We start from the raw sequence: 12,641 nt of genomic DNA, 5'->3' as shown, positions 1-12,641 counted from the left end.
TTCGGAGGCGGGCGCTGGAGCGATCCAGCGCCCGTCTTGCGTTTGAGGCCCTCTGTTTGGCGCGGCTAGCCGATGCTAACTTTCGTCTAGACGGAGATTGGTCATGGCCTTCCACATCCGCGATCCCGAGACCGACGCCCTGGTGCGCCAGCTGGCCGAGAAGACGCGTCTTGGCATCACTGAGACAGTAAAGCTGGCCGCCGCCGAGGCCCTAGCGGCGCGCGAGAAGGCGAGGGAGGAGAAGCTGGCGAACATGCGGGCGATCAGCGACCGGATGGCTCGTGTGCCGAGGACGGGCCTCAAGGCCGACAAGGCGTTCTTCGACAGCCTCAACGACGATTGATGTTCGTCGATGCTTTGGCCTGGACGGCCATACTCCTCGGTGAGCCGGAGGCGGATGCCTTTCGCCTGAGGTTGGCGGGAGCTGAAGTTGTCGTGACCTCGGCGATAGCGAAGGGCGGCGACTTTACTCTGACGGATATCGAGGCCGCGTGACTTCCAACGCTTCCAGGATCATCGACGTCGCCGTGGTCGGCGGCGGGCCCGCCGGGCTGATCGCGGCCCAGCGCCTCGCCGAAGCGGGCCGCAGCGTCGTGGTGTTCGAGAAGATGCCGACCTTCGGGCGCAAGTTCCTGATGGCCGGGCGCGGCGGGCTGAACCTGACCCATTCCGAGGATTTCGAGCGCTTCGCGGCACGCTATGGCGAGCGCGCTGGCGTTCTGCGGCCGATGCTGGAGGCGTTCACGCCGGTCGATCTGGTCGCCTGGGCCAAGGACCTGGGCCAGGAGACCTTCGTCGGCGCCAGCGGCCGGGTGTTTCCCAAGGCCATGAAGGCCTCGCCGCTGCTGCGGGCCTGGCTGGCGCGTCTGGAAGGACTGGGCGTGACCTTGCGCACGCGCTGCGCCTGGGCGGGCTGGGACGCCGAAGGCGCGCTGCTGGTCGATGGTCAGGACGGCCGCGAGGCCTGGCGCCCGCGCGCGACGGTCCTGGCCCTGGGCGGGGCCAGCTGGCCCAAGCTCGGCTCCGACGGCGCCTGGACGGGCGTGCTGGAGGGGCAGGGCGCCAGGATCGCGCCCTTCGCCCCGGCCAACTGCGGCTTCGAGGTGGGCTGGAGCGAGGTCTTCCGCGACCGTTTCGCCGGCGAGCCGCTTAAGAACGTGCGCCTGACCTGCGGGGGCCGTCAGGCCCGGGGCGACGCCATGGTGGCCGGCTACGGGATCGAGGGCGGGGCGGTCTACGCCCTGGGGGCCGCGCCGCGCGAGGCGATCGGCCGCGACGGCGAGGCGATGCTGGCCATCGACCTGCGCCCCGACCTGCCGGCCGAGACGCTGGAGCGCCGCCTGTCGAGCGCGCGCGGCGGCCAGTCCCTCGCCAATCACCTGCGCAAGGCCCTGAAGCTGTCGCCGGTGGAGGTGAACCTGCTGCGCGAGGCCCATGGCCTGGACCTGCCCGGCGAGCCGGCGGCCCTGGCCGCGGCGATCAAGGCCGCGCCGATCCGGCTGACGGCGCCCCGGCCGCTGGAGAGGGCGATCTCAGCGGCTGGCGGGGTCGCCTTCGAGGGACTGGACGGCCTGGCCCTGGCTTTGCGTCCCGACGTGTTCCTGGCCGGCGAGATGCTGGACTGGGAAGCCCCGACCGGTGGCTACCTGCTTCAGGCCTGCTTCGCCACCGGCGTGGCCGCGGCCAGGGCTGCGGAGGAGAGGCTGGGCGCTTAGGCAACTCGATCATCTTCATCGCTTCCCTCGCCGTTGTGGCGAGGGCCCAGGCTGGCGGCTGCCCAGATCCGTACCGAACTCGAAGGGTCTGAGCAGGCTGAAGCATGGGTCCTGGGCGCAAGGCCCGGGAAATCAGAGGAGAGGGGCGAAGAAGAGCGAGCGGGCGGAGCTCTCTCCCCCTCAGAAACTACCCACGTGGTGGATGTTGCCGTCCGGGTCCTTGAACCACACGAGCTTCATCCCTCCGGCGCCATGCACGCCGTCCTCCACGGTGACGCCCGGCATGTCGTAGGTCTCGAACGCCACGCCCTTGTCACGCAGCGCGGCGACCACGGCGTCGAAGCGCTGGCCGACGGGCCAGGTCACGGCGGTGCCCTGGTTGGTTCCTGAAAATTCGGATTCGTAGACGGTCAGCACCACGCCGCCGGCGCGGTAGGCCCGTACGCCCATCTCGGAATCGCCTTCGGGCGCGAGGCCCAGCGTCTCCTCGTAGAAGCGCCTGGCGCGGGCCAGGTCCTTGACGGGCAGGGTGGGGGAGGCGTCGAACTGGCCGAGCATCGCAAGGCTCCTTCACGGGTTTCACCGCCTTGAAGACGTTCGAGCGCGCTGTGTTCCGACACCCGTTGCGTTCCTTGCGCAAATCCTCTATACGGCCCGCCTCTCCGCTGGACTCCGGTTTGGCGGCGAACCTGTTTGAGAACTGCGGGGCGCGGGGTCACCAGCGCCATAATCGAGGAAGAGCCCTTCCTCGCCGTCGGGAGACAGGGATAGAGACGCCAAGACCTCCTACTCGCGGCCTAGCCCGAGTCAGGTGCGCGGCCGACTTTCCTTGGAACAGGCTGATGCAACTCGCGCGCGGGAGCAATTCCGCATGGGACGAGCATCTGGCTGCCGGAATGGTCCGGCCGCCTGCAACTGAGTAGGAGACCGCAATGGACCGCGCTCAAAAGCAGGAATCGATCGAGTCGCTGAAAAGCGTCTTCGCCGATGCCGGCGCTGTCGTCGTGACCCACTACATGGGTCTGACCGTTGCGGAAATGACCGACCTTCGTCTTCGCCTCCGCAAGGAAGGCGCCGCGATCAAGGTTGTGAAGAACACCCTGGCCCTCAAGGCTCTGGACGGCAAGCTCGGTGAACAGGGCGATAAGCTCTTCACCGGTCCGGTCGCCATCGCCTACGGCCCGGACGCTGTCTCGGCCGCGAAGATCGCGGTGCAGTTCGCCAAGGAAAACGACAAGCTTAAGATTGTCGGTGGCGTCCTGGACCAGACCAACGTGCTGGACGAGAACGCGGTGCGCGCTCTGGCGACCCTGCCGTCGCTGGACGAACTGCGTGGCAAGCTCATCGGCCTCATCCAGGCTCCGGCGACCAAGATCGCTGGCGTCCTGCAGGCTCCGGCCGGCCAGCTGGCTCGCGTCTTCAACGCCTACGCGACCAAAGACGCCGCGTAACGGTCATCCCCGCAAATCTATCCCAATCTCTCTAAGGAACTGACACATGTCGAAGCTCGAAAAGCTGGTCGAAGAACTGTCCACCCTGTCGGTGCTGGAAGCCGCTGAACTCTCGAAGCTGCTGGAAGAAAAGTGGGGCGTCTCGGCCGCCGCTCCGGTCGCCGTGGCCGCCGTCGGTGGCGCTGCTGCTCCGGTTGAAGCTGCTGAAGAGCAAACCGAGTTCACCGTTGTCCTGGTCGACGGCGGCGACAAGAAGATCAACGTGATCAAGGAAGTCCGCGGCGTCCGTCCGGACCTCGGCCTGAAGGAAGCCAAGGACCTGGTCGAAGGCGCTCCGCAGAACGTCGTCGAAAACGTTTCGAAGCAGCAGGCCGACGAAGTCGCCAAGAAGCTGACCGAAGCCGGCGCCAAGGTCCAAGTGAAGTAATCCGGCTCCGCGTCGCCTGACGCGGATCTGGTCTTCATGACCTTACGAGACGGGCCCGGAGGGAAACCTCCGGGCCCGTTTTCGTTTGCCCAGATCCTTCCCCTGAAGGGGGGGAGGTGGCCCGAAGGGCGGAGGGGAAGTTCCTTCCGACGATCTGGCGGGTCGCTGTCTCACAGGTCACGTCCCCCTCCATCGGATCCGCCGACACCTCCCCCTTGAGGGAGAGGTTTGTATTCATCCCATAAATCGCACCTTCTGCGTTGACGGCGCTGTCAGCCGCCACTACGCCGGTATCAGGAAAATGATAGCGGTAACTTAGTGGAGGAATCGCATGGTTTGGCTGGGTAACGGCGCAAAGGCGCGCGTCCTGGGTCTGGTTTCGGGCCTGGCGCTCAGCGTCGGGGCGGGCATGGCGGTCGCCGCGCCGCAGACGACGGTGGACCGCAACGGCGCCTATGTCTCGGTCGAGACCTACGCCCCCAACGTGATCCGCGTGACCATCAGCCAGGACAAGGACCTGGCCAAGGCCGCGCCGGGCTACGGCGTCAACGGCACGGCCACCGACAAGGGCTGGCGCCACGACCAGAAGGCCGGCGCCGACATCTTCACCTCCGCCGAACTGTCGCTGGAAGTGGTCGCCCAGCCCTGGCCGGGCGCGCCCAGCCTGCAGGAGCGCTATTTCGCCCCGGCCCTGCCGCCGGTCTCGATCAAGGTGCGCAGGCCCGACGGGACCTCGCTGGTCGACATGACCGGCTGGGAGATGGCCCCCCACGTGGTCAGCGGCGAGAAGACCTTCCGCGCCGGCGCCAGCTTCTCGACGACCGCCGACGAGCACTTCTACGGCCTGGGCCAGAACCAGGAGTCGGAAAGCGCGCTCGACCTGCGCGGCCGCACCATCGACTGCAAGCACGACTATGACGCGCCCCACGGCGAGAGCGTCTGCGTACCCTTCCTCGTGACCAGCAAGGGCTATGGCGTCCTCTGGGACAATCCGTCGGCCACCAAGATCTACCCGGGCGTCAACGGCCGCACCCTGTGGCAGAGCAATGTCGGCGAGCGGGTGTCGTTCTTCGTCATCACCGGCAAGACCACCGACGAGATCTACGCCGGCTACCGCACCCTGACCGGCGTCACCCCACTGCCGCCCAAGGCCGCCTTCGGCTACATCCAGTCCAAGGCCCGCTACGAGAGCCAGGCCGAGTTCATGGCCGTGGCCGACGGCTACCAGAAGCGCCAGCTGCCGCTCGACATCATGGTGCTGGACTGGTTCCATTGGACCCGCATGGGCCAGATCGACATCGATCCGGCGCAGTTCCCCGATCCGGCCGGCATGAACAAGACGCTGCACGACCGCGGCGTCCACACCATCATCAGCGTCTGGCCCCGCTTCGAGCAGGAAGGCCGCTACTTCAACTATCTGGCCGGCAAGGGCTGGTTCCTGAAGGACGAGAACGGCAATCCGGTCGACGGCCTGCCGTTCCGCAGCGACCGCACCGGCGCGCTGATCGACAGCACCAACCCGCAGGCCCGCGAGTGGTTCTGGGGCAAGATCCGCGACAACATCATCTCGCAGGGCTTCGACTGGCTGTGGCTGGACGAGACCGAGCCTGACCTCGTGCCGTCGGGCTTCTACTTCCACGCCGGCACGGGCGACCGCATCCGCAACGCCTTCCCGCTGATGCACGCCCAGCTGGCCGCCGACGGCTCGCGCCGCGATCGGCCGGACAAGCGCAACCTGATCCTGGCCCGCGCCGCCTATACCGGCGCCCAGCGCAACGGCTCGCTGTTCTGGTCGTCCGACATCCAGCCCACCTGGGAGGCCCTGCGTCGCCAGGTGCCGGCGGGCCTGAACTTCACCGCGTCCGGCCTCGCGTACTGGGGCAACGACATCGGCGGCTGGCAGTGGCTGCCGCAGACCACCACGGCGACCAAGGCGCCGCTGCTGGATCCGTCGGACGCCCGCGCCGTGGTCGGCCAGAACAACGACTATCCCGAACTCTTCACCCGCTGGTTCCAGTACGGCGTGTTCACCCCGACCCTGCGGGTGCACGGCATGCGCAAGGAGACCGAGCTGTGGTCGTTCGGCAAGCAGGCCGAGGGCGTGCTCAGCAAGTACCTGAAGCTCCGCTACGAGCTGATGCCGTACCTCTACTCGATGGGCAAGACGACCTACGACACCGGCGCGCCGTTCATGCGCGGCCTGTTCATGGACTTCCCGAACGATCCGCAGGTGGCCAACATCGGCGACCAGTACATGTTCGGCCCGGCCTTCCTGGTGGCTCCGGTCACGCAGCAGGGTCAGACCGAGCGCGACGTCTACCTGCCGGCCGGCGCCGACTGGTACGACTACTGGACCAACCAGAAGTTCACGGGCGGCCAGACGATCCGCGTGAAGGCGCCGATCGACGTCATCCCGCTGTTCGTCCGCGCCGGTTCGATCGTGCCGCTGGGCGCGCCGATCATGAACACCGGCCAGACCCAGGCGATCAGCGCGGTGAAGGTCTATCCGGGCCGCGACGCCGAGTTCTCGCTCTATGACGATGACGGCGTCACCAACGCCTACGAGAAGGGCGTCGGCAAGACGGTGAAGCTGCGCTGGGACGACAAGGCCGGCAAGCTGACCGCCACCGGCGACAAGGGCCTAGCGGTCCAGGCGCAAGGCGCAGTCCAGGTGGTGAAGTAGGCGAAGAGGGGAGGGCGGAAACGTCCTCCCCTTTTCTTCCCCTCTCTCATGGAGAGAGGGAGGGGCCCATGGCGAAGCCATGGGAGGGTGAGAGGGTACAATCTCACAGGATGGCGCGAGGCCGTTGTGGTCTTTCTTTGGGCCGCGCCACGCAGACGTAAGGGGCCTCCTTGGCCAAGGGTGAAACCTCTCACCCTCCCACCGCTTCGCGGCGGGCCCCTCCCTCTCTCTAAGAGAGAGGGGTTTGGGTCAGAGCCCGCGCCACCTCCTCCAACCGCGCCGGCCACGCCTTCGCCCCATCCGGCTGGAACGCCTTGACCGCCGGGTACCAGGGATAGCCCGCCGTCCCCAGCGCCGGCCAATTGGGGTTGGCCGAGACGATCCAGGTTTCGGCGCCGGTCGCGGCGGCGAGGTTGGTGGTGGCGGTCGGCGGGCCGATGACGAGGTCGAGCGCGCGGCAGAGGGCGGCGACGCCTTCCAGGTCCTGCATCAGGTCGAGGCCCGGCGGGCGATGGATCGTCAGGCCCTGGGCCTGCGCGCGGGCCAGATCCGGCCCGGCGTCGCCATACTGCAGGTTCACGAAGACCGCGCCGGGCGCGGCCAGCACCGGCGTCCAGGCCGCGAACGGGGCGAAGCGGCGCGAGCGCAGGCCGGCCATCAGGCCGCTGCGCCAGAGGATGCCGATCTTTCGACCGGGGCCCAGGCTCGAGAGCCAGCCGCGCCAATACTCCACCCGCGCCGGATCGGGCTCGAGGAAGGCCTTCGCGCCTTCGAACCTATCCAGCGTCCCACGCAGCAGCGGCAGCAGGTCGCCGATCGGGGCCCAGGCCTGGACCGGTCCGGCGTCCGGAACCGTGCGGCGCAGGCGGCCGGCGAGGCTGGTGGTGGCGTGGCTGACCACCTGCGCGGCCGGCCAGGCGCGGGCCAGCAGCGGGACGAGGCGAGGCTCGACCGCCAGGGTCAGCCGGCCCGCCGGTCCGAGCGCGGAAAGCACGTCGCCGATCATCGAGCCGAACATCACCTCGTCGCCCAGTCCCTGCTCGCCGACCAGAAGCAAGCCGAGGCCCCGCAGCGGCGCGGCCGGCGTCCAGCGTGTCCCGGGAATGTCGAAGGCCAGCGCTTCGCGCCGCTCCGGGGCGAGCCTGGCGGCGTAGTCGTCCCAGCCGCCCAGGTCGCCCAGGCACAGGCGGGCCGTGGCGCGGGCCAGCCGCACGGCGGCGGCCTGGGGCGGCGTGGGCCCGGCGGCCAGGGCGGCGTCGCAGGCCGCTTTCGCCGCGCCCGCGTCGCCGACGTCGAGGCGGGCCAGCGCCGCATTGGCCAGGATCGGCACGTCGCGCGGCGCCAGGCGCAGGGCCTCGTCGTGGAAGATCCGGGCGTCGGCGTCGTCGCCCTTCTGGGCGGCGATCGAGCCGAGCAGGCTCCACAGGTGCGGCGCCTCGGGCGCGTCTGTCATCGCCTCACGCACGATGGCCAGGGCCTCGGCGCAGCGGTCGAGGTCGCGTAGCACGGCCGCTAAGTCCTGGGCGTCGGCGAGATCACCGGGGCAGGCGGCGCGCACACGCGCCAGCAGGTCGGCGGCCAGCGCCGGCTGGCCCATGCGCCGGGCCAGGCGCGCCAGGTCGCGCACGCCGTCGGGATCGGCCGGGGCCTTCAGATGGGCTTCGCGCAAGGCCTCGAAGGCCTGGGGCAGGGCGCCGGCCCGCTCGCGCACCAGGCCGATCAGGCGCAGGGCCAGGCTTGCGCCCTCGGGCAGGGTGGCGGCGGCCAGGCTCTCGGCCCTGGCGAAGTCGCCGTCCGCCAGCGCATCCCCAGCCGCGATCAGCCGCTTGCGGGCGGCGGCGGGGACCTCGTCCAGGCGCGCGGCGATGCGCTGCAGGGGCGAGGCGGGCCGGACGGCGGGGCGGGTCTTGAGCGCGGCGGTCATCGGCGGGCCTTCGCAGGAAAGAAGCGTCGCCGGGTTGAACGGAACCTCTCCGTGAGATTGGGCGCTATTTCCCCCTTTTCATCCCCGCATCGATCCCCTATATCGACCCGTTCACGAAGACATTTCGGCGGAGTGCGTCCACGCACGTCCGCTCTTCAACGCCCCGAGGCGCGATCAGCCGCCCTCCGATCCGCGCGAAGGGGCGCCCGACAGGCTTCCGGTCCCGGTCGCCAGTCAGGGGAATTCCAGCGTCCAGCGCTCTCCGGCAAGGGGAGCGGCGAGGGTGGACGCTACGGACATTCGAACTCACGCGCGGAGTCCATCCGCGCCGCAGGGAAACAACATGGCGCAATCCTTCACCGGCAAGAAGCGGATCCGGAAGTCGTTCGGCCGCATTCCCGAGGCTGTGCAGATGCCGAACCTCATCGAGGTTCAGCGCTCCTCCTACGAACAGTTCCTTCAGCGCGAGGTCCGTCCGGGCCAGCGTCGCGACGAGGGCGTCGAGGCGGTCTTCAAGTCGGTGTTCCCGATCAAGGACTTCAACGAGCGCGCCGTGCTCGAATACGTCTCGTACGAATTCGAAGAGCCGAAATACGACGTTGAAGAGTGCATTCAGCGCGACATGACCTTCGCTGCGCCGCTGAAGGTCAAGCTGCGCCTGATCGTGTTCGAAACCGAAGAAGAAACCGGCGCCCGCTCGGTCAAGGACATCAAGGAGCAGGACGTCTACATGGGCGACATCCCGCTCATGACGGACAAGGGCACCTTCATCGTCAACGGCACCGAGCGCGTCATCGTCTCGCAGATGCACCGCTCGCCGGGCGTGTTCTTCGACCACGACAAGGGCAAGACCCACGCCTCGGGCAAGCTGCTGTTCGCCGCCCGCGTGATCCCGTACCGCGGCTCGTGGCTCGACTTCGAGTTCGACGCCAAGGACATCGTCTACGTCCGTATCGACCGCCGCCGTAAGCTGCCGGCCACGACCTTCCTCTATGCCCTGGGCATGGACGGCGAAGAGATCCTGACCACGTTCTACGACGTCGTCCCGTTCGAGAAGCGTTCGGGCGGCTGGGCCACCCCGTACAAGGCCGAGCGCTGGCGCGGCGTGAAGCCGGAAGTCGCCCTGATCGACGCCGACACCGGCGAGGAAGTGGCTCCGGCCGGCCAGAAGATCAGCGCCCGCACGGCCAAGAAGCTCGCCGACGGCGGCCTCAAGACCCTGCTGCTCGGTCCGGAAGCCCTGACCGGCCGCTACCTGGCCCGTGACGCCGTCAACTTCGAGACCGGCGAAATCTACGCCGAAGCCGGCGACGAGCTGGACGTCACCACGATCCAGGCCCTGGCCGATCAAGGCTTCGACACCATCGACGTGCTCGACATCGACCACGTGACGGTCGGCGCCTACATGCGCAACACCCTGCGCGTGGACAAGAACGCCGTCCGCGAGGACGCGCTGTTCGACATCTACCGCGTCATGCGTCCGGGTGAGCCGCCGACGGTGGAAGCCGCCGAGGCCATGTTCAAGTCGCTGTTCTTCGACGCCGAACGCTACGACCTGTCGTCGGTGGGCCGCGTGAAGATGAACATGCGCCTTGAGCAGGAAGTCTCGGACGAAGTCCGCGTTCTGCGCAAGGAAGACGTCCTGGCCGTTCTGCAGCTGTTGGTCGGCCTGCGCGACGGCCGCGGCGAAATCGACGACATCGACAACCTCGGCAACCGCCGGGTGCGTTCGGTCGGCGAACTGCTGGAAAACCAATACCGCGTCGGCCTGCTCCGCATGGAGCGCGCCATCAAGGAACGCATGTCGTCGGTCGATATCGACACCGTCATGCCGCACGACCTGATCAACGCCAAGCCGGCCGCCGCTGCGGTCCGCGAGTTCTTCGGCTCCTCGCAGCTGTCGCAGTTCATGGACCAAACGAACCCGCTGTCGGAAATCACCCACAAGCGTCGTCTCTCGGCCCTCGGCCCGGGCGGTCTGACCCGTGAGCGCGCCGGCTTCGAAGTCCGCGACGTTCACCCGACCCACTACGGCCGGATCTGCCCGATTGAAACGCCGGAAGGCCCGAACATCGGTCTGATCAACTCGCTGGCCACCCACGCCCGCGTCAACAAGTACGGCTTCATCGAGAGCCCGTACCGTCGCGTGAAGGACGGCAAGCCGCAGGCCGAAGTCGTCTACATGTCGGCGATGGAGGAGTCGAAGCACGTCATCGCCCAGTCGAACATCAAGGTCGACAGCGGCGAGATCGTGGAAGAACTGGTTCCGGGCCGCATCAACGGCGAACCGACCCTCCTGCAAAAGGAGACGGTGGACCTGATGGACGTGTCGCCGCGCCAGGTCGTGTCGGTGGCCGCCGCCCTGATCCCGTTCCTCGAAAACGATGACGCCAACCGCGCCCTCATGGGTTCGAACATGCAACGTCAGGCCGTGCCGCTGGTGCAGTCGGACGCTCCGCTGGTCGGCACCGGCATGGAAGCGGTCGTCGCCCGTGACTCGGGCGCCGTGGTCATCGCCAAGCGCACCGGCGTCGTCGAGCAGATCGACGGCACCCGTATCGTCGTGCGCGCCACCGAAGAGACCGATCCGGCCCGCTCGGGCGTCGACATCTATCGCATGTCGAAGTTCCAGCGCTCGAACCAGTCGACCTGCATCAACCAGCGTCCGCTGGTGAAGGTGGGCGACAAGATCAGCGCCGGCGACATCATCGCCGATGGTCCGTCGACGGAGCTGGGCGAACTGGCCCTGGGCCGCAACGCGCTCGTCGCGTTCATGCCCTGGAACGGCTACAACTTCGAAGACTCCATCCTGATCTCCGAGCGCATCGTCCGTGACGACGTCTTCACCTCGATCCACATCGAGGAATTCGAAGTCATGGCCCGCGACACCAAGCTTGGTCCGGAAGAAATCACCCGCGACATCCCGAACGTCGGCGAGGAAGCCCTGCGCAACCTCGACGAAGCCGGCATCGTGGCCATCGGCGCTGAAGTGCAACCCGGCGATATTCTCGTGGGTAAGGTCACGCCGAAGGGCGAAAGCCCGATGACCCCGGAAGAGAAGCTGCTGCGCGCCATCTTCGGCGAGAAGGCTTCGGACGTCCGCGACACCAGCCTGCGCCTGCCCCCGGGCGTCGCCGGCACGATCGTCGACGTGCGCGTCTTCAACCGTCACGGCGTCGACAAGGACGAGCGCGCCCTGGCCATCGAACGTTCGGAAATCGACCGTCTGGGCAAGGACCGCGACGACGAGTTCGCGATCCTGAACCGCAACATCTCGGGCCGTCTGAAGGACCTGCTGATCGGCAAGGTCGCCCTGTCGGGTCCCAAGGGCCTGCAGCGCGGTGAAATCACCGCCGAAGGCCTGGCCGCCGTGGCTTCGGGCCTGTGGTGGCAGATCGCTCTCGAAGACGAGAAGGCGATGGGCGAACTGGAGTCGCTCCGCCGCCTGTTCGACGAGAACCGCAAGCGCCTCGACCGTCGTTTCGAAGACAAGGTCGACAAGCTGCAGCGCGGCGACGAACTGCCCCCGGGCGTCATGAAGATGGTCAAGGTCTTCGTCGCGGTGAAGCGCAAGCTGCAGCCGGGCGACAAGATGGCCGGCCGTCACGGCAACAAGGGCGTCATCTCGCGCATCCTGCCGATCGAGGACATGCCGTTCCTCGCCGACGGCACCCACGTGGACCTCGTGCTGAACCCGCTGGGCGTGCCTTCGCGCATGAACGTCGGTCAGATCTTCGAAACCCACCTGGGCTGGGCCTGCGCCAACCTCGGCAAGCAGATCACCGGTCTGCTCGAGGACTGGCAGCACGGCGGCCAGAAGGAAGCCCTGGTCCAGCGTCTGCGTGACGTCTACGGCCCGGACGAAGAGCTGCCGGACACCGAGGAAGACCTGGTCGAACTGGCCAAGAACCTCGGCAAGGGCATCCCGATCGCCACCCCGGTCTTCGACGGCGCGCGCATGGAAGACATCGAGGATCACCTCGAGATGGCCGGCGTGAACCGTTCGGGTCAGTCGATCCTGTTCGACGGCACCACCGGCGAGCAGTTCAAGCGTCCGGTCACGGTCGGCTACATCTACATGCTGAAGCTGCACCACCTGGTCGACGACAAGATCCACGCCCGTTCGATCGGTCCGTACTCGCTGGTCACCCAGCAGCCGCTGGGCGGCAAGGCCCAGTTCGGCGGTCAGCGCTTCGGGGAAATGGAGGTCTGGGCTCTGGAAGCCTACGGCGCCGCCTACACCCTGCAGGAAATGCTGACGGTGAAGTCGGACGACGTGGCTGGCCGGACCAAGGTCTACGAGTCGATCGTCCGTGGCGACGACACGTTCGAAGCCGGTATCCCGGAAAGCTTCAACGTGCTGGTCAAGGAAATGCGCTCGCTCGGCCTGAACGTCGAGCTGGAGAACAGCTGATCTGGATCTCCCTCCTCGGCTCCCGGA

At 67.6% G+C, this 12,641-nt stretch carries 8 protein-coding genes; 6 read left to right on the top strand and 2 right to left on the bottom strand.

Going from position 1 to position 12,641, the window contains the following annotated elements:
* Nucleotides 1-103: 103 nt before the first annotated feature.
* Nucleotides 104-343, top strand: a complete 240-nt coding sequence (locus DDF67_RS20380) for a type II toxin-antitoxin system VapB family antitoxin (protein ID WP_109102659.1) — start codon at nucleotides 104-106, stop codon at nucleotides 341-343.
* Nucleotides 344-491: 148 nt separating this feature from the next.
* Complete coding sequence (locus DDF67_RS20370; protein ID WP_109102658.1) at nucleotides 492-1,715, top strand: TIGR03862 family flavoprotein; 1,224 nt, start codon at nucleotides 492-494, stop codon at nucleotides 1,713-1,715.
* Between the two features lie 180 nt (nucleotides 1,716-1,895).
* Here the strand turns inward: DDF67_RS20370 and DDF67_RS20365 are convergent, their stop codons facing one another.
* Nucleotides 1,896-2,273 (bottom strand): VOC family protein, encoded by a 378-nt coding sequence (locus tag DDF67_RS20365; RefSeq protein ID WP_109102657.1) that lies wholly within the window; start codon nucleotides 2,271-2,273, stop codon nucleotides 1,896-1,898.
* Between the two features lie 374 nt (nucleotides 2,274-2,647).
* Here DDF67_RS20365 and rplJ point away from each other — a divergent pair, with 374 nt between their 5' ends.
* From rplJ to DDF67_RS20350, 3 genes are all read left to right on the top strand, one after another.
* Nucleotides 2,648-3,166, top strand: a complete 519-nt coding sequence (gene rplJ, locus DDF67_RS20360) for a 50S ribosomal protein L10 (RefSeq protein WP_109102656.1) — start codon at nucleotides 2,648-2,650, stop codon at nucleotides 3,164-3,166.
* A gap of 46 nt (nucleotides 3,167-3,212) precedes the next feature.
* A complete protein-coding gene (gene rplL, locus DDF67_RS20355; protein ID WP_058346458.1) occupies nucleotides 3,213-3,593 on the top strand; it encodes a 50S ribosomal protein L7/L12 in 381 nt (126 codons plus the stop codon).
* Nucleotides 3,594-3,924: 331 nt separating this feature from the next.
* Complete coding sequence (locus DDF67_RS20350; protein WP_109102655.1) at nucleotides 3,925-6,276, top strand: glycoside hydrolase family 31 protein; 2,352 nt, start codon at nucleotides 3,925-3,927, stop codon at nucleotides 6,274-6,276.
* 229 nt (nucleotides 6,277-6,505) lie between these two features.
* On the opposite strand, the gene DDF67_RS20345 is transcribed toward DDF67_RS20350, so the two are convergent.
* Nucleotides 6,506-8,200 (bottom strand): tetratricopeptide repeat protein, encoded by a 1,695-nt coding sequence (locus DDF67_RS20345; protein ID WP_109102654.1) that lies wholly within the window; start codon nucleotides 8,198-8,200, stop codon nucleotides 6,506-6,508.
* Between the two features lie 343 nt (nucleotides 8,201-8,543).
* Here DDF67_RS20345 and rpoB point away from each other — a divergent pair, with 343 nt between their 5' ends.
* The gene (gene rpoB, locus DDF67_RS20340; protein ID WP_109102653.1) at nucleotides 8,544-12,614 is read left to right on the top strand and encodes a DNA-directed RNA polymerase subunit beta; all 4,071 of its coding nucleotides are present in this window, start codon (nucleotides 8,544-8,546) and stop codon (nucleotides 12,612-12,614) included.
* Nucleotides 12,615-12,641: the final 27 nt, after the last annotated feature.

Origin of the sequence: Caulobacter endophyticus, assembly GCF_003116815.1 — a bacterium.
Lineage (GTDB): Bacteria > Pseudomonadota > Alphaproteobacteria > Caulobacterales > Caulobacteraceae > Caulobacter > Caulobacter endophyticus.
The sequence above is the reverse complement of the archived record's forward strand: the minus strand, read 5'-3'. Positions and strand labels throughout refer to the sequence as shown.